19 protein-coding genes are annotated in these 19,561 nt (G+C 68.8%); 9 read left to right on the forward strand and 10 right to left on the reverse strand.

What is annotated here, in order from left to right; genetic code table 11:
• The first annotated feature begins 78 nt into the window (after positions 1-78).
• Entirely contained in the window at positions 79-519 is a 441-nt protein-coding gene (locus tag CVH10_RS07220; protein WP_035599978.1) for an META domain-containing protein, read from the forward strand.
• Positions 520-615: 96 nt separating this feature from the next.
• Here the strand turns inward: CVH10_RS07220 and CVH10_RS07225 are convergent, their stop codons facing one another.
• The 5 genes from CVH10_RS07225 to CVH10_RS07245 form a co-directional block, all read right to left on the reverse strand.
• Positions 616-2,055 (reverse strand): phosphatase PAP2 family protein, encoded by a 1,440-nt coding sequence (locus CVH10_RS07225; RefSeq protein WP_106488236.1) that lies wholly within the window; start codon positions 2,053-2,055, stop codon positions 616-618.
• 644 nt (positions 2,056-2,699) lie between these two features.
• A complete protein-coding gene (locus tag CVH10_RS07230; RefSeq protein ID WP_106488237.1) occupies positions 2,700-5,537 on the reverse strand; it encodes a valine--tRNA ligase in 2,838 nt (945 codons plus the stop codon).
• Between the two features lie 283 nt (positions 5,538-5,820).
• The gene (locus CVH10_RS07235; RefSeq protein ID WP_016855202.1) at positions 5,821-6,264 is read right to left on the reverse strand and encodes a DNA polymerase III subunit chi; all 444 of its coding nucleotides are present in this window, start codon (positions 6,262-6,264) and stop codon (positions 5,821-5,823) included.
• 76 nt (positions 6,265-6,340) lie between these two features.
• Positions 6,341-7,420, reverse strand: a complete 1,080-nt coding sequence (locus CVH10_RS07240) for a branched-chain amino acid aminotransferase (RefSeq protein ID WP_106488238.1) — start codon at positions 7,418-7,420, stop codon at positions 6,341-6,343.
• A 171-nt stretch (positions 7,421-7,591) separates the two neighbouring features.
• On the reverse strand, positions 7,592-9,115 hold the full coding sequence (locus CVH10_RS07245; protein ID WP_046079557.1) for a leucyl aminopeptidase: 1,524 nt from the start codon (positions 9,113-9,115) through the stop codon (positions 7,592-7,594).
• 184 nt (positions 9,116-9,299) lie between these two features.
• On the opposite strand from CVH10_RS07245, the gene lptF reads away from it, so the two are divergent.
• The 5 genes from lptF to bfr all read left to right on the forward strand — a co-directional run bounded on the left by lptF (position 9,300) and on the right by bfr (position 12,870).
• The gene (gene lptF / locus CVH10_RS07250; RefSeq protein ID WP_106488239.1) at positions 9,300-10,382 is read left to right on the forward strand and encodes an LPS export ABC transporter permease LptF; all 1,083 of its coding nucleotides are present in this window, start codon (positions 9,300-9,302) and stop codon (positions 10,380-10,382) included.
• Positions 10,379-11,443: an LPS export ABC transporter permease LptG gene (lptG, locus tag CVH10_RS07255; RefSeq protein WP_035593984.1), complete on the forward strand. Its 1,065-nt coding sequence runs from the start codon at positions 10,379-10,381 to the stop codon at positions 11,441-11,443. Before lptF ends, lptG begins: the two co-directional genes overlap by 4 nt.
• Positions 11,444-11,455: 12 nt before the next feature.
• Entirely contained in the window at positions 11,456-11,932 is a 477-nt protein-coding gene (locus CVH10_RS07260; protein ID WP_035593982.1) for an RDD family protein, read from the forward strand.
• Between the two features lie 102 nt (positions 11,933-12,034).
• Positions 12,035-12,241, forward strand: coding sequence for a (2Fe-2S)-binding protein (locus tag CVH10_RS07265; RefSeq protein WP_035593980.1), 207 nt, complete (start codon positions 12,035-12,037; stop codon positions 12,239-12,241).
• Between the two features lie 152 nt (positions 12,242-12,393).
• Positions 12,394-12,870: a bacterioferritin gene (gene bfr / locus CVH10_RS07270; RefSeq protein WP_035593979.1), complete on the forward strand. Its 477-nt coding sequence runs from the start codon at positions 12,394-12,396 to the stop codon at positions 12,868-12,870.
• A 187-nt stretch (positions 12,871-13,057) separates the two neighbouring features.
• Here bfr and CVH10_RS07275 read toward each other — a convergent pair whose 3' ends face one another.
• From CVH10_RS07275 to CVH10_RS07285, 3 genes are read right to left on the reverse strand one after another with little or no spacing between them, the layout of a single operon-like run.
• Positions 13,058-13,285 (reverse strand): DUF1653 domain-containing protein, encoded by a 228-nt coding sequence (locus CVH10_RS07275; protein WP_035593977.1) that lies wholly within the window; start codon positions 13,283-13,285, stop codon positions 13,058-13,060.
• A gap of 19 nt (positions 13,286-13,304) precedes the next feature.
• Positions 13,305-14,129 carry a tRNA cyclic N6-threonylcarbamoyladenosine(37) synthase TcdA gene (gene tcdA / locus CVH10_RS07280; RefSeq protein WP_106488240.1) on the reverse strand — a complete coding sequence of 275 codons (825 nt, stop codon included), beginning with the start codon at positions 14,127-14,129 and terminating at the stop codon, positions 13,305-13,307.
• Positions 14,126-14,890, reverse strand: a complete 765-nt coding sequence (locus tag CVH10_RS07285; protein WP_035593973.1) for a pseudouridine synthase — start codon at positions 14,888-14,890, stop codon at positions 14,126-14,128. The genes tcdA and CVH10_RS07285 overlap by 4 nt, the downstream gene beginning before the upstream one ends.
• A gap of 131 nt (positions 14,891-15,021) precedes the next feature.
• On the opposite strand from CVH10_RS07285, the gene CVH10_RS07290 reads away from it, so the two are divergent.
• Together CVH10_RS07290 and CVH10_RS07295 are read left to right on the forward strand one after the other, a co-directional pair.
• Positions 15,022-15,756 carry an NAD-dependent deacylase gene (locus tag CVH10_RS07290; protein ID WP_035593971.1) on the forward strand — a complete coding sequence of 245 codons (735 nt, stop codon included), beginning with the start codon at positions 15,022-15,024 and terminating at the stop codon, positions 15,754-15,756.
• A gap of 83 nt (positions 15,757-15,839) precedes the next feature.
• On the forward strand, positions 15,840-16,598 hold the full coding sequence (locus CVH10_RS07295) for a tRNA-uridine aminocarboxypropyltransferase (protein ID WP_035593969.1): 759 nt from the start codon (positions 15,840-15,842) through the stop codon (positions 16,596-16,598).
• A 3-nt stretch (positions 16,599-16,601) separates the two neighbouring features.
• Here CVH10_RS07295 and CVH10_RS07300 read toward each other — a convergent pair whose 3' ends face one another.
• On the reverse strand, positions 16,602-17,072 hold the full coding sequence (locus CVH10_RS07300; RefSeq protein WP_035593967.1) for a MarR family winged helix-turn-helix transcriptional regulator: 471 nt from the start codon (positions 17,070-17,072) through the stop codon (positions 16,602-16,604).
• A gap of 187 nt (positions 17,073-17,259) precedes the next feature.
• Between CVH10_RS07300 and CVH10_RS07305 the strand changes: the two genes are divergently transcribed.
• Entirely contained in the window at positions 17,260-18,201 is a 942-nt protein-coding gene (locus CVH10_RS07305; protein ID WP_035593965.1) for a bile acid:sodium symporter family protein, read from the forward strand.
• Positions 18,202-18,306: 105 nt separating this feature from the next.
• Here the strand turns inward: CVH10_RS07305 and CVH10_RS07310 are convergent, their stop codons facing one another.
• The gene (locus CVH10_RS07310) at positions 18,307-19,545 is read right to left on the reverse strand and encodes a TraB/GumN family protein (protein WP_035593963.1); all 1,239 of its coding nucleotides are present in this window, start codon (positions 19,543-19,545) and stop codon (positions 18,307-18,309) included.
• Positions 19,546-19,561 lie beyond the last annotated feature (16 nt).

Consider the following 19,561-nt stretch of genomic DNA (forward strand, 5'->3'; position numbering starts at 1 on the left):
GCATTGTCCGAGACGACGGCCTGGGGCAAGCTTGATCTCGATATCGATACGCTCCCGCCAACGTTCAAGGATGACGCCATGTCTGCCCCCCTTCGCCTTGCCCTGCCGCTGATGCTGGCCGCGCTGATGGTCGGCTGTGCCGCCGGCCCTGCGCCGGTCCCCCCGCCCGGCGACACCGTTTCCGGCCCGGTGGTCGGGCCTCGCTGGAACCTGCTGCTGGTGGGTACCAGCGAGCGACTGGAGATGCCGGCCACGCCCTGGTTCCAGGTCGCGGCGGACGGCAACGTCACCGGCAGCGACGGCTGCAACCGCTTCACCGGCAGTGTCGCGCTGGATGCGCAGAACCGCATCGAGTTCTCCTCGCTGACCTCGACCCGCCGCGCCTGCCCGAACATGGCCGGCGCCCGCCAGGTCACCGAGATGCTGGACGAGGCCTATCGCTACCTGATCGATCATGACCGGCTGGTGTTCTTCGGCCCCGACCAGCATGTGCTGGGCGGCTTCCGCCGCGTCGACTGAGACGGTCGATACCGCCAGGACGACCAGAGGAAAAGACGACAAGGGCCCGCCTGAATCAGGCGGGCCCTTGTCGTGGGGGCGCCGTCGCCGACCGGCTCAGTGCCGGAGCGGGAGGCGCGGCAGGGACTGTCGAATGGCGCGCGTCAGCCCCTCGGCCATCGGCGTGCACAGCACCCAGGGCAGCAGCAGCAGGGCGATGCTCAGTGCGCCGATGTAGACGTCGCTGAACCAGTGGGCGCCGACCAGGATGCGCGGCGCGCTGAGCAGCACCACGAAGGCCAGGCTCCAGCCGGCGATGCAGCGATCCGCGAAGCGCAGCATGAAGCCGGCGAAGACCATCAGCATCAGGCCATGGTCGCCCGGGAAGCTGTTGGCATCGGAATCCTTGGTCGGGATGCTGACGATGTCGGTCAGCCGCGCGGCGTGCTCGAAGAAGCGCGTCGGGCTGGGGTGGCCGTAGCTGATCGCCTCATTGGTGATCAGCGCCACGATGCCGGCGGTGATCAGCATGGTCACGCCGATGGCGGTCCAGTGTCGGACGCGATCCTCGCGCGTGTCGCGGCGCATGGCCAGGGTGAAGAGCAGGACCAGTATCCCGAAGGAGATCGCGTCGAAGGCGCGTGAGTTGAGCACCGCCAGCAGGTCGGCCCAGTGGGGGTTCTCCGGCGAGATCCAGGCGTTGAACAGCCAGAAGAGATGGTCGTCCAGGTCGATCCACAGGATGCCATGCGGCACGGCCCAGCTCAGCAGCAACAGCACGCCGGCGAGGTTGTAGGCCGAGATGCGCTTGAGCATGCCCCGCTGGTCGTACAGCCGCCGTGGCCAGGAACGGACCGGACCCAGGCGCCGACAGGCGCCGTCGAAGAACGTCGCCAGCCGCCTGATGAGCCTCGAGATCGAGGCGTTGCACAGCACCCAGGGCAGCACGACCAGGGCGATGGCGAGCGATCCGAGATAGACGTCGCTGACCCAGTGGGCGCCGCCCATGATGCGCGGCAGCGTGACCAGCACGCTGAGGGCCACCGCCAGGCTGGCGATCAGCCGGTCGGCGAAGCGCAGCATGAAGCTGGCGAACACCATGGCCATCAGCCCGTGATCGCTGGGGAAGCTGTTGGACGCCTCGTCCTTGGCCACCAGGGCGGTGTGTTCGCTCAGGAAGTTGACGTCCTGGTGCCACAGCGTGGGGCTCGGGCGTGCCGCCAGCAGGTTCTGGTGCAGCAGCTCGCCGAGCAGGGCGGCCACGGCCGACATCACCAGGCCGATCGCCAGCCACTTCTGCCAGCTGCCCCTGGGGTCTCGGTGCATGGCGAAGAACATCATGACCATGAGCACCGCGAACATCGCCAGGTCGAAGGCGCGGGTGTTGAGTGCCGCCAGGAATTCGGTCCAGTACGGGTAGGCGGGACCGATGAACTGGTTGAAGAAGTAGAAGACGTCGTCGTCGAGGCGGGTCCAGGCCAGCGCGGTGGGGAGCCACCAGCTCGCGATCAAGGCGAAGCCAAGAAGGTTGTAGAAGAGGATTCGGCGCAGCTGCATGACCAATACCCTGATAAGGATTAGCCGGTTATTTTAATCGATGCCGAGAATCAAAAACAGTGTTTGCTAACTGTCCCGATCGATCGCTGTTCGCCGTGGGCGGCTCGACCGGCGGGCGTGAAGCACTCGGCCCCGCCATAGGCGGGGCCGAGTGGGAGTGGTGCTTGGCGAAAGAAGGATCAGAGTGCGGCGAGCTTGTCGCACCGTTCTCCTCAGCGCTCGGAGTCAGAGCGCGGCGATCTTGTCGCGCTGCTCCACCAGCACCTTGCGGGCGGCTTCGCCAGGAGAACCGCGCGAGCTTGTCGCACCGTTCTCCTCAGCGCTCGGAGTCAGAGCGCCGCGATCTTGTCGCGCTGTTCCACCAGTACCTTGCGGGCGGCCTCGCCAGGAGAACCGCGCGAGCTTGTCGCGCCGTTCTCCTCAAGCGCTCGGAGTCAGAGCGCGGCGATCTTGTCGCGCTGTTCCACCAGTACCTTGCGGGCGGCTTCGCCAGGAGAATCGCGCGAGCTTGTCGCGCCGTTCGCCTCAAGCGCTCGGAGTCAGAGCGCGGCGATCTTGTCGCGCTGCTCCACCAGCACCTTGCGGGCGGCTTCGCCAGGAGAACCGCGCGAGCTTGTCGCGCCGTTCTCCTCAAGCGCTCGGAGTCAGAGCGCCGCGATCTTGTCGCGCTGTTCCACCAGTACCTTGCGGGCGGCCTCCAAGTCCGCCAGCTTGTCGCGCTCCTTCTGCACCACCGCCTCGGGGGCCTTGGCGACGAAGCTGTCGTTGCCGAGCTTCTTCTCGATGCCGCCGATCAGCTTGTCCTGCTTCTCGATCTCCTTGGCCAGACGCGCGAGCTCGGCGTCCTTGTCGATCAGCCCGGCCATGGGCACCAGCACTTCCATCTCGCCGACCAGCTGGGTGGCCGACAGCGGCGCCTGTTCGGGATCGTCGAGCCAGGTGACGCTCTCGAGCTTGGCCAGCTTGGAGAGGAACAGCCGGTTGGCCTCCAGGCGCTCGCTGTCGCCGGCGGTGCCCTTGGTCAGCAGCGCCTCCAGCGGCTTGCCCGGGGCGATGTTCATCTCGGCGCGGATGTTGCGGATGGCCACGATCACGCCCTTGAGCCACTCGATGTCGCGGGTGGCGTCCTCGTCGATCAGCGCCTCGTCGGCCTGCGGCCACGGCTGGGTCATCACGGACGGACCCTCGACGCCGGCCAGCGGGGCCACGCGCTGCCAGATCTCCTCGCTGATGTAGGGCATCATCGGGTGGGCCAGGCGCAGCACGGCCTCGAGCACGCGCACCAGGGTGCGACGGGTGCCGCGCTTGGCGGCATCAGAGGCGCCGTCGTCCCACAGCACCGGCTTGGAGAGCTCGAGGTACCAGTCGCAGTACTCGTTCCACACGAAATCGTAGAGCGCCTGGGAGGCGTGGTCGAAGCGGAACTCCTCCATCGCCCTGGTGACCTGAGCCTCGGTCTTCTGCAGCTGGGAGATGATCCAGCGATCGGCCAGCGACAGCTCGACCTCGCCGCCGGCGGCGCCGCAGTCCTCGCCTTCGGCGTTCATCAGCACGTAGCGCGAGGCGTTCCACAGCTTGTTGCAGAAGTTGCGGTAGCCGTCGAGGCGGCCCATGTCGAACTTGATGTCGCGGCCGGTGGTGGCCTGGGACAGGAAGGTGTAGCGCAGGGCGTCGGTGCCGTGGGGCTCGATGCCGTCCGGGAACTCGCCGCGGGTGGCCTTGGCGATCGCCTTGGCCTTCTGCGGCTGCATCATGTTGCCGGTGCGCTTCTCGACCAGGGCGTCCAGGTCGATGCCGTCGATCAGGTCGATCGGGTCGAGCACGTTGCCCTTGGACTTGGACATCTTCTGGCCCTGGCCGTCGCGCACCAGGCCGTGCACGTAGACCTGCTTGAAGGGCACCTCGCCGGTGAACTTCAGGGTCATCATGATCATCCGGGCGACCCAGAAGAAGATGATGTCGAAGCCGGTGACCAGCACGCTGGACGGATGGAAGGTCGCCAGCTCCGGCGTCTGCTCGGGCCAGCCCAGGGTGCCGAAGGTCCACAGCCCGGAGCTGAACCAGGTGTCGAGCACGTCGTCGTCCTGGGTCAGTTCGAGGTCGTCGGCCAGACCGTGCTTGGCGCGGGCCTCCTCGGCGCTGCGGGCCACATAGACGTTGCCCACGGCGTCGTACCAGGCCGGGATGCGGTGGCCCCACCACAGCTGGCGCGAGATGCACCAGTCCTGGAGGTCGCGCATCCAGGCGAAGTACATGTTCTCATAGTTCTTCGGCACGAACTCGATGTCGCCGTTCTCGACCGCGGCGATGGCCGGCTTGGCCAGCTCCTCGACGGCGACGAACCACTGATCGGTGAGCAGCGGCTCGATGACGTCGCCGGAGCGGTCGCCGTAGGGCAGCGTGTTGTTGACGGTCTCGACCTGCTCGAGCAGGCCGGCGGCGTCCATGTCGGCGACCAGGCGCTCGCGGGCCTCGAAGCGGCCGAGGCCGGCGTAGGCGGCGGGCAGCGAGGTGTCGATGTCGGCCAGCGGGCGGCCCTGGAGGTCGAACGCCTCGGCGGCCTCGAGGACGGCGGCGTCCTTGGAGAACACGTTGATCAGCGGCAGGTTCTGGCGCTTGCCGACCTCGTAGTCGTTGAAGTCGTGGGCCGGGGTGATCTTCACGCACCCGGAGCCCTTCTCCATGTCGGCGTGTTCGTCGGCCACGACGGGGATGCGGCGGCCGACCAGCGGCAGCTCGACGAACTTGCCGACCAGCGAGGCGTAGCGCGGGTCTTCCGGGTTGACCGCCACGGCGCTGTCGCCGAGCAGGGTCTCGGGACGGGTGGTGGCGACGACCAGGTGATCCTTGCCGTCGTCGGTGGTCACGCCGTCGGCCAGCGGGTAGCGGAAGTGCCAGAACTGGCCCTGCTGGTCCTTGTTCTCGACCTCGAGGTCGGAGATCGCGGTGTGCAGGGTCGGGTCCCAGTTGACCAGCCGCTTGCCGCGGTAGATCAGGTCCTCTTCATAGAGGCGCACGAAGACTTCCTGCACGGCCTTGTAGAAGCCGTCGTCCATGGTGAAGCGCTCGCGGGACCAGTCGACGCTGGCGCCCATGCGGCGCAGCTGGCGGGTGATGTGGCCACCGGACTCGTGCTTCCACTCCCAGATCTTGTCGGTGAAGGCCTCGCGTCCGAGGTCGTGGCGGCTCTTGCCTTCCTCGGCCGCGACCTTGCGCTCCACCAGCATCTGGGTGGCGATGCCGGCGTGGTCGGTACCCACCTGCCACAGGGTGTTGCGACCCTGCATGCGCCGCCAGCGCGTCAGGGTGTCCATGATGGTGTCCTGGAAGGCATGGCCCATGTGCAGGCTGCCGGTGACGTTGGGCGGCGGGATCATGATGGAGAACGGCTCGCCCTCGCCGGAGGGGGCGAAGCGGTTGTCGGCTTCCCAGCGCTCGTACCAGCGGGATTCGATCTGCTCGGGTTGGTAGGTCTTGTCCATGGGGTCTTCCGGGTCGAAGGAGGTGGCGACGACGCGGCACGGCGGGCCCTCGGGCCGGCGGTGCGGGACGCGAAAAATGGGGTCGATTATAGCCCGAGGGGCCGGGCGGCGTCATGGGCGGTCGACGGGCTTCACGGAGCCGTGAGGGGCGCCGGGGGCAGGTCGAAGAGGGGGTTTTTGGCCATGGATGGCCAAAGAAGCGCCCAGGGATGGGTTCATAGCGCCCCTCGGAGACCTGTCGACGGAATAGCCCCGAAAAATGCGGCTCAGGAAAAGGAGGAACTCAGGCCCCGGCGCGCAGATGGTGCGGCGTGACCGGGTAGCCGCGCTTCTTGTAGGTCTGCCAGCAGCGCCGCTTGGCGGTCAGCACCGCCTGGTGCTGGTTGATGATCTCGGCGACCCGCTCGAAGCGTGAGAACCACTCGGGAATCTCCGGGTGAAGGTTGAGCATCGCCTGCACGCCGGCGTCGCCGGGCGGCGGCTCCTGCCAGCCGAGGGTCACCGGCACGCTGTCGGCCTGCTCGCTGCCGAGCAGCGCATGGGGCAGGTAGGCATCGGGCCGGAAGGTCCAGAGGGTGTCGTCCAGCTCCCGGGCCATGGCCTCGTCCTCGGCGTGCAGGTGCAGCCGATAGCCCTTGCGGGCGATGGTCTCGGCGAGCCGGCAGGCGAACGCCAACCGCGCTTCCAGGGTGGTCTCGGGGAGGATGTAGAAATCGATGCGGGTCATGAGACTCCGTCTAAAACGGACTGCGCTCGGCCTTGCCCCCGGGAAAACCCGTCTCTCCGGGGGCAGGAAAAGCCGTTTACACCAGGCGGGTCAGCCAGCCGTACTTGTCCTCGCTGCGGCCGTACTGCAGGTCCAGCAGGCGGGTGCGCAGGCGCTTGGCGATCTCGTTGTCGCCCTCGGCGGCCAGGCGGATGGTGTCGTCCTCGGTCACCAGCTCGCCCACCGGGGTGATCACCGCGGCGGTGCCGCAGGCGAAGACCTCGACGATCTCGCCGCTGGCCGCGCCCTCGCGCCACTCGTCGATGCTGATCGGGCGCTCTTCCGGGGTCAGGCCCTCGTCGCGCGCCAGGGTCAGCACCGAGTCGCGGGTCACGCCCTCGAGGATGGTGTCGGTCAGGCGCGGGGTGACGATGCGGCCGTCGCGGTAGACGAAGAACAGGTTCATGCCGCCCAGTTCCTCGATCCACTTGTTCTCGGCGGCGTCGAGGAAGGCGACCTGGCTGCACTCGTGGTCGGCGGCTTCCTTCTGGGCGGCCAGCGAGGCGGCGTAGTTGCCGCCGCACTTGGCGAAGCCGGTGCCGCCGGGGGCGGCGCGCTTGTAGTGCGAGGACAGCCAGATCGACACCGGCTTGATGCCGCCCTTGAAGTAGGCCGCGGCCGGGGAGGCGATGACGTAGTAGTCGACCTCGTGGGACGGGCGCACGCCGAGGAAGGTCTCGCTGGCGATCATGAACGGACGCAGGTAGAGGCTCGACTCGTCGGCCTCGCTGGCCGGGGTCGGCACCCAGTCGTGGTCCTGGGCCAGCAGTGCCTTGAGCGAGTCGATGAAGTCCTCGTCGGAGAGCTCCGGCAGGGCCAGGCGACGCGCACTGCGACGGAAGCGCTCGGCGTTCTTCTCGGGGCGGAAGGTCCACACCGAGCCGTCGGCGTGGCGGTAGGCCTTCACGCCCTCGAAGATTTCCTGGCCGTAGTGCAGCACCGCGGCGGCCGGGTCCAGGGTCAGCGGACCGTAGGGGCGTACCTCATGGCCGTGCCAGCCGGCGTCGACGGTCCAGCGGACGTGGGCCATGTGATCGGTGAAGTAGCGCCCGAAGCCGGGGTCGCTCAGGATCTCCTCACGGATCGGGGTCGCCGTGGCATCGGCGGTGGGCAGCATGGAAAAACGTTCGGTGGACACGGCTTGGTCTCCGCTTCTATCGGGGCGCGGCCGGCGCCCCGGCAGGCTGAACAGGGTGACCGGGCGAGAGGCCGCCCGGTCAACGAATGTCGACATTCACATGAAAAAGTCGCCACGCCCAAAAGGCAAGCCCGGGCGTGGTGGCGGCGCTCAGGCCTCGCCGTCGGCCTCGACCTGGCCCTCGGCCTCGCGGTCCAGCAGGTACTGGGTCAGCAGGCTGACCGGGCGGCCGGTGGCGCCCTTCTGCGCGCCGGAGTTCCAGGCGGTGCCGGCGATGTCCAGGTGCGCCCAGGGGAACTTGTCGGCGAAGCGCGAGAGGAAGCAGCCGGCGGTAATGGTGCCTGCCGGGCGGCCGCCGATGTTGGCCAGGTCGGCGAAGTTGGAGTCCAGCTGCTCCTGGTACTCGTCCCACAGCGGCAGGTGCCAGGCGCGGTCCCAGGCGGTCTCGCCGGCATCGAGCAGGTCCAGCGCCAGGTCGTCGTCGTTGGCCATCAGGCCGGTGGCGTGGTGGCCCAGGGCGATGATGGCGGCGCCGGTGAGGGTGGCGATGTCGACCACGCTGGCCGGCTCGAAGCGCTCGGCGTAGGTCAGGGCGTCGCACAGCACCAGGCGACCCTCGGCGTCGGTGTTGAGCACTTCCACCGACAGGCCTCGGAGGGTCTTGATGATGTCGCCGGGCTTGGTGGCGCGGCCGCTGGGCATGTTCTCGGCGCTGGCGACGATCGCCACCAGATTGATCTTCGGCCGCACGGCGAGCACCGAGGTGACGGCGCCGAACACGCTGGCGGCGCCGCACATGTCGAACTTCATCTCGTCCATGCCCGCGCCGGGCTTCAGCGAGATGCCGCCGGAGTCGAAGGTGATGCCCTTGCCGACCAGCACGTGGGGGGCCTCGTCGGGGTCCTCGGCGCCCTGGTACTTCATCACGATCAGGCGCGAGGGCTCGTCGCTGCCGTGACCCACGGAGAGCAGCGAGTGGGCGCCCAGCGTCTCGAGGGCCTCCTCGTCGAGGATCTCGGCGCTCAGCGCGCCGTCGGAGCCGGCGGCCAGCTGCTCGGCGCGGTCGGCCAGATAGCGCGGCGTGCAGACGTTGCCGGGCAGGTTGCCCAGGGTGCGGGCGGCGTTGATGCCCTGGCCGATGCCGTCGCCGACCCGGGCGCCCTCGCGGGCCGCCTCGGCGTCGTCGCCTTCGCTGACCAGCAGGGTCACGCGCTCGAGTTTCGGCGCCGGGCCGGGCTCGGACTTGAATTCGGTGAAGCGATAGACCGCGCGGTGGGCGGCCTCGGCGACCGTGCGCGCCTTCCAGTCGCTGTCGCGGTCGGGGACCGGCACGTCGGTGAAGGCCACCGCGGCGTCGTCGGCGGGCAGCGTCGCCAGGGCGGTGAAGGCCGCGTCCACGGCCTTGCGGAAGGCGCCTTCCTGGCACTTGTCACGGGGCCCCAGGCCGACCAGCAGCAGGCGGTCGGCGTTCAGACCGGGGGCGAAGGGGACCATCTGCACGTTGCCCAGCCTGGCGTCGAAGTCTTCGCGCTCGATCAGCTGGCCGATCAGCCGCTCGCTGGCATCGTCGAGCTTGGCGGCGGCGGGCAACAGGTCGCCATCCTTGAACACCGGTACCACGAGGCAGGCCGTCTCGACCTTGGCGGGATTGGCCGTCTGAACTGGGAATTCCATGGTGTCTCCACAAGACAAGCGGTGGGGGATTCTGGATAATGCCGGCACATGGCCGAGTCGTCCCAGTGTACCCCAGGAGCCTGCCGGACTTCACACCGATCTGTGGCGCCCGACACTCCCCCGGGCCTGCGTCTCATTGCATGGAAGAGGGCCGGGCCGGACGGACCCGGACCGGGAGACAACCTTGATCATATTCCGCTATCTGACCCGCGAGATCCTGCAGACCATGGCCGCCGTGGCCGGGGTGCTGCTGCTGGTGATCATGGGCAGCCGCTTCATCCGCTACTTCGCCGACGCCGCGGACGGCGAGATTCCCCTGCATATCCTCGGCTCCCTGATGCTGTTTCACATGCCGGGGTTCCTCGAGCTGATCCTGCCGCTGGCCTTTTTCCTGGGCATCCTGCTCGCCTACGGACAGCTCTATCTGAACAGCGAGATCACCGTGCTGGTGGCCTGCGGGACCAGCCCCAACAAGCTGCTGCAGGTGAGCCTGCTGCCCGCCACCGTGGTGGCGGTGATGGTGGGCCTGTGCAGCCTGTGGCTGAGCCCCGCCGGGGCCCTGAAGAAGGAAGTGGTGATCGAGCAGCAGCGCAGCCAGCTGGACTTCTCGGTGCTGAACCCGGGACGCTTCCAGGACTTCGGCGATGGCCGCACTGCCTATACCGAGACGCTGACCGACGACCAGCAGGAGATGCGCGAGGTCTTCATCAGCGAGCGCCAGCGCCGCTCCGACGGCACGCCCGGCACCGTGGTGACCCGGGCATCTTCCGGCTATCAGACCGTCGACGAGGAGACCGGCAGCCGCTTCCTGGTGCTGACCGACGGCGAGCGCTACAGCGTCGAGCCGGGCCGGGCCCAGGCCGAGCGGCTCGAGTTCGGTACCTACGCGGTGCGGCTGTCGCAGGATGAGAAAAGCCTCGACCTCGACAATCCCGAGCTTGCCACCACGCCGGCGCTGTTCGCCGCCGAGTCGCCCCCCGCCGCGGCGCAGCTGCAGTGGCGCCTGGGACTGCCGCTGATGGTCTTCGTCCTGACCCTGATGGCGATGCCGCTGTCGCGGGTCAATCCTCGCCAGGGCCGCTTCGCCAAGCTGCTGCCGGCGATCTTCCTGTACGTGGCCTACCTCAGCCTGCTGCTGGCGTCGCTGGACGCCATCGGCCGCGGCAGCTGGCCGGCGGGCATCGGCATGTGGCCGATCCATGGTGGCTTCCTGGCCATCGGCCTGGCGATGACGCTGCAGGCACAACGCAAGGGGATGAGTGGATGATCGCCGACCGTCTCGACCGTTACATCGCCCGTCAGATCCTCGGCGCGATCCTGGTGGTGCAGGTGGTGCTGCTGGGGCTCGACCTGGTGATCACCTACATCAACGACCTGGGCGACGTGGAGGGCGACTACGGCGCCCTGCAGGTGCTCTTCTACCTGATGTTCCGGCTGCCCTGGCGCTTCTATCAGTACGCCCCGGTAGGGGTGCTGATCGGCGCCCTGATCGGGCTCGGCAGCATGGCCTCGAGCAACGAGCTGACCGTGATGCGCGCCGCCGGCCGCTCGCTGGTGCGCATCCTGTGGGGCGTGATGAAGCCGATCATCCTGGTGATCGCGGTGGTGCTGTTCGTCGCCGAGTTCGTCAGCCCCAGGACCGAGCAGTTCGCCAGCGCCTGGCGTCTCGAGCAGATGCAGGGCGAGGGCGCCGTGCTGACCGAGAGCGGTGGCTGGCAGCGCGAGGGCGATGACTTCTATCGCTTCGGGGCGATCCGCGCCGACGACGTGGTGCTGGACCTGACCCGCTATCGCTTCGAGGGCCAGGAACTGCGCGAGGCCCTCAGTGCCCGCCGCGCGGTATGGCAGGGCGGCGCCTGGGTGCTGGAGGATGTCACCGAGACCCGCTTCGTCGACGGCCGTACCGAGACCTCCCGCCAGTCGACGCGGGCCTGGGAGACCGAGCTGACGCCTCAGCGCCTCGACCGGCTGCTGCGCGAGGTGGACAGTCAGGCGCCCAGCGAGCTGTGGGCCTATGCGCGCTTCCTCGAGTCCCAGGGGCAGAGTGCCACCCAGCCGCTGATCTATTTCTGGCAGAAGATGCTGATGCCGCTGACCATGGCCTCGCTGGTGCTGGTGGCGGCGTCGTTCGTGTTCGGCCCGCTGCGCACCGTGGCCGCCGGCACCCGGGTGTTCTACGGCGTGGTCACCGGGCTGGTGTTCAAGTACCTGCAGGACCTGCTGGGTCCGGCTTCCACGCTGTTCGGCTTCTCGCCGGCCTGGGCCGTACTGGTGCCGACGCTGCTCTGTGCCGGCCTCGGCCTCTACCTGCTTCGCCGCACCGGCTGACCGGGAGCTCTCATGTCGCGCCGCTTCGACCGTCTCGACGACGTCTGGCCCGCCGGCCTCGGCCGGCGGCTGGGCGCCATGCTCTACGATGCCCTGCTGGTGCTGGCGCTGTGGATCGTCATCGGCGCCGCCCATGTGGCGGTCAGCCGCCTGCTGCTGGGCATTCCTCCCGAGCGGGTCGGCCTCGGCGCCGGCCAGGTGTGGTCGCTGCGTGTCCTGCTGGCGATCGCCGCCTGTCTCTTCTTTACCTACTTCTGGACCCGCGGCGGCATGACGCTGGGCATGCAGGCCTGGCGGCTGCGGGTGCAGACCCTCGACGGCCATGCCATCGATCGCCGTCAGAGCCTGGTGCGCTGCCTGGTCGGCGCGCTCGGCTGGCTGCCGCTGGGCCTCGGTCATCTTTGGGTGCTGTTCGACGGCGAACGGCGCAGCTGGGCGGATCTGGCGTCCGGCACTCGTCTGGTGGTGCTCCCGGGAAAGCGTCGCTGACGTCATCGGGGGCGACCCGGACGAGAATCATCGTCGTCTATGCTTGCGATAGTCCATGCGAATCATTTACATTCGATCTCATGGTCGAGATGAGGTGATGTCATGTACGTGTGTCTGTGCAAGGGTGTGAGCGACAAGGCGATCCGCCGCAGCGTGGAAGAGGGCGCGCGCAGCTGGCGCGAGGTCCAGCGCGAGACGGGTTGCGGCACCCAGTGCGGCAAGTGCGCCTGCATGGGCAAGGCCATCACCCGCGAGACGATCCAGGAAGAGATGGCCCTGGCCAGCGAAGGGCTCGCCTACGCCGTTTGATGGCAATCGCTATCGTTTCCTTTGGCGTTTTCAACGCTTTGATTTGTTTGAGTTTTTTAGGATATCGCCTAGACTGTCCGGCATGGATGGCGGTGCGATGACGCGCGTGCCAAGCTGAAGGACGACCCCGACGACAGCAATGAGGTGGTGTCATGAAAGGCGACAAGAAGGTCCTCGAATACCTCAATACCGCGCTCGGCAATGAGCTGGTGGCGATCAACCAGTACTACCTGCATGCCAAGATGTATCAGGATTGGGGACTGGCCGCACTCGGCAAGTTCGAGTACGAAGAGTCGATCGACGAGATGAAGCACGCCGACAAGCTGATCGAGCGGATCCTGTTCCTCGAGGGCGTGCCCAACCTGCAGGACTACGGCAAGCTGCTGATCGGCGAGGACACCAAGGAGATGCTCGAGTGCGACCTCAAGCTCGAGCACCAGGGCCGAGACGACTACATCGAGGCGATCGCCTACTGCGAGTCCGTGCAGGACTATGTCACCCGCGACCTGCTGCGCGACATCCTCGCCGACGAGGAAGAGCACATCGACAAGCTCGAGACCGAGCTCTCGCTGATCGACAAGGTCGGCATCGAGAACTACCTGCAGAAGCAGATGCACGAAGCGGAATAAGGCCTTGTCGAATGGACTCGTTCGGTGACAAGCCTGCGCGAGGCGCTATGAACCCATCCATGGGCGCTTCATCCGCCATCCCTGGCGGATAACCCTCGCTTCGTCTTGCCCCCGAACATCAGTCATCGATATCAAGAAGGCGCCCTACGGGGCGCCTTCTTTGCGTTCGGCGTTAGCCTGCTCGGGCTCAGGAAAAGGCCTTCTCCAGCGCGAAGCGGGGCGTCGCTTCCCCGTCCACCTCGACCGTTTCCATGAACATGCCGAGCGGGCGCACCCACAGGCCGTACTCGCCGTAGAGGGCGCGGTAGGTCACCAGCGCCTCCTCGGTCTCGCTGTGATGGGCCACGCCGATCACCTCGTAGCGCGGGCCCTTGTAGTGGCGGTAGATGCCGGGCACGGGATGCGAAACGTCCATGAGTCTCTCTCCAGGGAATTCAGCGGGGGACGGCGGCGGTGCGGGCCAGCCGCGTCAGGGTGCGCGAGGCGGCCACGAAGCCGAAGCTGCCGGTGACGAAGGTCGCCGCACCGAAGCCCGAGGCGCAGTCGAGGCGGGTGGCCTCGCCGGCGGCGGGCTTGGCGTGGCAGATCTCGCCGTCGGCGCCGGGGTAGACCAGCTGCTCGTCGGAGTAGACGCACTCCACCGAGAAGCGTCGCTTGGGGTTGCGCGAGAAACCGTGGTCGCGGCGCAGCCGCGAGCGCACCTTGGCCAGCAGCGGGTCGTGCTCGGTGCGGGTCAGGTCGGCCACCCGGATGCGCGTCGGGTCGGTCTGGCCGCCGGCCGCGCCGGTCACGGTGATCGGCAGCTTGCGGCGCTTGCACCAGGCGATCAGCGCCGCTTTGGCCACCACGCTGTCGATGGCGTCGATCACGTGGTCCAGGTCCTCGGGCAGCCGCTCGGCGAGGTTGGTCGGGGTCACGAAGGCGGTGTCCGCCACCACCTCGATGCCGGGCTGGATGGCCCGGCAGCGTTCGGCCAGCACCTCGACCTTGGGCCGGCCGACGGTGCCGTCCAGGGCGTGCAGCTGGCGGTTGACGTTGGACACGCAGACGTCGTCGAGGTCGATCAGCGTCAGCTTGCCGATGCCGGAGCGGGCCAGGGCCTCCACGGCCCAGCTGCCCACGCCGCCGACGCCGATCACCGCCACGTGGGCGTGGCGGAAGCGCTCCAGGGCGCGGGAGCCGTAGAGGCGGCGAATGCCGCCGAAGCGCAGCGCGTGGTCGTCGGTCTCGAGGGCGGCGGGGCTCGGAAAATCGTTCATGGCAGTTCACATGGCTCGGCGGAAGGGGCGCGGCGGTTGGTGGGCAGGTGGCCCGCCCAGCCGAAGCGCCGGAACAGCGCGGTCATGGGCGCATCCAGGGCGCAGCCCAGGTCCAGGCGTCGGCCCTCCACCGGGTGGTCGAAGCTCAGGCCCACGGCGGCCAGCAGCAGCCGCGGGCAGTCGAGTCGGTCGGCGAAGAAGCGGTTGTGCACGCCCTTGCCGTGTTTGGCGTCGCCGATGATCGGGTAGCCGCGCTGGGACAGATGGCGACGGATCTGGTGGCGCCGCCCGGTCAGCGGGCGCGCCTCCATCAGCGAGTAGCGGCTGGTGGGGTAGCGGTCGACCCGCACCGGTAGCTCCACGCTGTCCAGGCGCCGCACCTCGGTGACGGCCTCCATGGCCGGCATCTCGGCCTTGGGGCGGCGGCCGTCCTCCTCGCGCAGGGCATACGCCAGGCGCTCGGCGTCCGGCCCGGTGCCGCGCACCACGGCCAGGTAGCGCTTGGCCACGCGGTGCTGCTCGAAGGCTTCGCCCAGGCGGCGGGCGACCTCGGACGACAGCGCGAACACCATCAGTCCCGATGTGGGACGGTCCAGGCGGTGCACCGGATAGACCCGCTGGCCCAGCTGGTCGCGCAGGGTCTGCAGCAGGAAATGGCGCTCGCCCCGGGCCAGGGCGCTGCGATGCACCAGCAGCCCGGAGGGCTTGTGCACGGCGACCAGATGCTCGTCGTGATGGAGGATGGGCAGCGGTTCGTTCATCGGGCGACTCGGGGGATGCGGCGAGGGCGCCCATTGTCGCCGCGCGACGGGCGGATGTCATCCGTCGCCCTCTGCTCCGGCGAGGCGGAATATGGCAAGCTGGGGCGAGTTCCCCGATCCGCGAGACGACCATGAGCGACGACTCCCGCCCCCACCTGGTAGTACTGACCGGCGCCGGCATCAGTGCCGAGAGCGGCATCCAGACCTTCCGCGCCGCCGATGGCCTGTGGGCCGACGAGCCCGTCGAGGCGGTCGCCACGCCGGAGGGCTGGGCCCGCGACCCCGAGCGGGTGCTGCGCTTCTACGACGCGCGCCGCGACCAGGTGCGCGGGGCCAGGCCCAACGCTGCTCACCGGGCCCTGGCCGAACTCGAGGCGGACGGCTTCCGGGTCAGCGTGGTGACCCAGAACATCGACGACCTGCACGAGCGGGCCGGCTCGCGCAGCGTGCTGCACCTGCACGGCGAGATCCTGATGGCGCGCTCCAGCGTCGACGCGAAGCTGCGTTATCCGCTGTCCCGGGGCGGCATTCGCCTGGGCGATGTGTGCGACAAGGGCGCCCAGCTGCGTCCCGACGTGGTGTGGTTCGGCGAGGCCGTGCCGGCCTATCCCGAGGCCTGCGACATCGTTGCCGAGGCCGACCTGCTGCTGGTGGTGGGAACCTCGCTGGCGGTGATGCCGGCCGCCATGCTGCTCGACCAGGCACCGTTCGGCGCACCCTGCGCGCTGGTCGACCCCGAGGCCCATGCCCTGGCGCCGGCCGGGGTGGCGAAGATCGCCCGGCCCGCCGGCGAGGGCGTGCCGGCGCTGGTGCGCCACTGGCGCGAGACGAGAGCGCTTTCGATGCCGGAGGGGCGGCTCGACTGAGGCGTCGCGCGGCCGGAGGCAGCGGCGGGGGCGTGCTAGAATGCGGCTCCCTTATCGCCCTCTCACCTCCGGCTAGACGACTCATGCAGGACGACACCCCGACCCCCGACCACGGCGACGTGGACCCCGCCACCGGACACCCGCGGCCGCCGCGGCGCGAGTTCAAGGCCCGCGGCAGCTTCGTGCGCCGCTGCGAGACCTGCAACCTGCCGGCGCTGAACTGCCTGTGCCCCTACAAGGTGACGGCGGACAGCCGCACCCGGGTGTGGCTGATCACCCATCCGCTGGAGCACTACAAGCCCACCAATACCGGACGGCTGATCCGCGACGTCCTGCCCACCACCGAGGTCTTCACCTGGTATCGCACCGAGCCGGACGAACGGCTGCTGGCGATGCTCGAGGACGAGCGCTATGCGCCCTTCGTGATCTTCCCCGACGACCAGGCGGATTACGCCCACCGGGTGGTCGGCATGGAAACGGTGGCGGCGCGCCAGGACGATGGTCGGATTCCGGTGTTCGTCATCCTCGATGGCACCTGGCGCCAGGCGCGGCGTATCTTCCGCAAGAGCCCCTATCTGGCCGAGCTGCCGGTGCTGCCGCTGGCCACCGAGCGGCTGACCCGTTACCGACTGCGCAAGCCGGCCTCGGCCGCCCATCTGTGCACCGCCGAGGTGGCCGCGGAGCTGCTGCGCCAGGCCGGCGACACCGAGGCCGCGGAGCGGCTCGACGACTACTTCGACGTGTTCAATGACAGCTATGCCGCCAGCCGGCGCCACGGCAAGATCGAGACGCCGACGCCGGCCATGCAGCGGCTGCGGGCGGCCCGGGAAGGCGAGGCGTAGCGATCAGGCGGGAGCGGGAGGCTCTTCCAGGGCGCCGGGTTCCTTCTGCAGGCGCCGGTCGATCAGATCGAGGGCCTCGAGCAGCGCCTCGAGCTGGGCATCACTCAGGTCGCTGAGCAGGTCGCGCTCGACGCCGAGCAGTTCCTCCTGGAGGGCGTCCACGGCGTCGCGCCCCGCCGGGGTCAGGAAGACGCGCTTGGTGCGGCGATCCTGCTCGTCGTTGACGCGCTGGACCTGACCCTTGGCCTCCAGGCGGTCCAGATGGCGTACCAGGCTGGAGCCTTCCATGCCGACGCGCTTGGCCAGTGCCTTCTGGCTGAGGCCGTCGCCGCCGGCACCGAGATGGACCAGTGGCGCCCAGCTGGTATCGGTGTGGCCGACCAGCGCCATGTGATGATCGAGGGCACGCCGCCAGCGGCGCGAGACGGTGGAGAGCCGGATACCGAAGCGCTCTCGGGCGTTGGATGAAGTCATGGCATCAATGTTTTGTTGCTAATTATTGATCTCGAACGTATCACGGCGGCCCGGTGATCGGCCACGTTTTTCCGCCTCGAGGGGCATTGCCCGGCTTACGCCGACCGACGACCATAGGGGCGCGGGCGGCCGCGCCCGAGATCATTCATAAAAAGCCCCCACCTTCTTTCCATCGCAAGGACACGTCATGCATTTCTTCGAGCGCTTCAATCGTCTCTTTCCCGTCTGGGCGGTGCTGCTGGCCGTGGTGGCGGCCTTCCAGCCGCAGCTCTTCACCGGCCTGGCCGGCAGCATCAAGACGCTGCTGGTGGTCATCATGTTCGCCATGGGCCTGACGCTGTCCAAGGCCGACTTCGCCCGGGTGGTGAAGTCGCCGGCGCCGATCGCCGTGGGCGTGGCGCTGCAGTTCCTGATCATGCCGCTGGCGGCGCTGGCGATCTCGCGCCTGCTGGGGCTCTCCGACGCCCTGACCATCGGCATGGTGCTGGTCGGCGCCACCGCCGGCGGCACCTCCTCCAACGTCATGACCTGGCTGGCCGGCGGCCGGGTGGCGCTGTCGGTGTCGATGACCATGGTCTCGACCCTGCTCTCGGTGGTGGCCACGCCGCTGTTGACCCTGCTGCTGGTCGGCGAGAGCGTCGACGTGCCGGTGGCGGGCATGCTGACCAGCATCGCCCAGCTGGTGGTGGCACCGATCCTGATCGGGGTGATCGTCAATCACTGGCTGGGCGAGCGCATCGCCCGGGTCGAGCCGGCGCTGGCAAGCCTGGCGATGCTGGCCATCGTGGTGATCATCGCCATCGTGGTGGCGCTCAACGCCGGGCGGCTGGCGACTCTGGGGCCGGTCGTGGCGCTGGCGGTGATCGCCCATAACGCCATCGGCCTGGCCGGCGGCTACGGCCTGGCCCGGGCGCTGCGCTTCGACGAGCGCACCGCGCGCACCATCGCCTTCGAGGTGGGGCTGCAGAACTCCGGGCTTGCCGTGGCCCTGGCCAACCAGTTCTTCAGCGCCACCGCGGCGCTGCCGGGTGCGCTGTTCTCGGTGTGGCACAACGTTTCCGGCTCGCTGCTGGCCGGTGCCTGGAAGCGTCGCCCGGCCGAGGGCGAGGCGGCGCTTCAGTCGCGCTGAGCCGCGCCTCGCCGGCCGCACCTCGCCGGCTTCGGCGATCGGACAGGAAAAGGGCCCCGGACAGCGATGTCCGGGGCCCTTGTCGTTGCCGGCGTGGCAGCGGCGTCAGCCGCCGAACAGGGCGCCGGCGATGCGGAAGCCGGCGATCCAGGTCCCGGCGGCGGAACCCAGGGTCGCGGTCAGGAACACCAGCAGGGTGCGTGAGACCCGGTTGCGCCACCAGCCCTTCACCTCGGTGACGTCGTGGCGCAGGGTGGCGAAGTCGCGCACCTTGGGCTTGCGCATGGCCAGCTCGACCCCGGCGGCCACGAAGCCGGCACCGATGGTGGGATTGAGCGAGGTCAGCGGGGCGGCGAACACGGTGGCGATCACCGTCAGCGGGTGGGCCAGCGCCACCAGGGTGGCGGCGCCCGAGAGCACGCCGTTGATCAGGAACCACTCGGCCACCAGCTGCCAGCCGAGCTCGGTGTTGCGCGAGAAGCCGATGGCGAAGCCGGTCAGCACCAGGGCGGTGATCAGCCAGGGCAGCGCCTTCCACACCTTCGAGGGCGGCGGCGTGGCCTCGAGCGTCTCGCGCTCCGGCGTCGGCGCCTCGGGCAGCGGCTGCTCGAGGTGCTCGGCCATGCCCTTGAGGTGGCCGGCGCCGATCACCACCAGCACGTGGCGGTAGCGCCCCGGCGGGCACTGTTCGGCCAGGCGCAGCACCATGTAGCGGTCGCGCTCGCTGATCAGCGGTGTGTAGAGGGTCTCGGACTCGCTGGCGAACTCGCTGAAGGTGGACTCCAGCACGTCGCCTTCCTTGAGCCGTTCGATGTCGGCCGCGGAGACGTCCTGACGCGACAGCACGCCGCCGAGCAGCCCCGAGAACAGCGAGAAACGCTGCCACCAGGGCACGTTGTGATAGATGCGCTTCAGGGTCACGCCGACGTCGCGGTCGATCAGCAGCAGCGGGAGGTTACGGGCCTGGCTGGCCTCCAGGGCGGCGCGCATCTCGGCCCCGGGCTCGATGCCGGATTGCTCGGCGACGCGCTGCTGGAAGGCGCCCAGTGCCAGACTGGCGGCCACCATCCCGGCCTTGCCCTGGCGGAAGATCTGGAACAGGTCCTGCTCGCCCAGGGCATCGGGATTGGCCAGGTTCTGGTGACGCGAGTCGCACAGCTCGATGGCCACCGCGTCGAACTCGCCGGAGTCGATCAGCTCGCGCACCTCGGTGGCGCTCTCGGCGGAGACGTGGGCGGTGCCCAGCAGGGTGTAGCGGGTCTCGCCCACCTTGAGGGTGCGGCGCGGGCCGCCGCCGGCGGCCTGCTCGCGATCGACGGTCGCGGTGTCCTGGGAGTCGGTCATGGACGCTCGGGTCTGA

This window comes from Halomonas sp. ND22Bw, assembly GCF_003011945.1.
In the GTDB taxonomy this organism is placed as follows: domain Bacteria; phylum Pseudomonadota; class Gammaproteobacteria; order Pseudomonadales; family Halomonadaceae; genus Halomonas; species Halomonas halophila.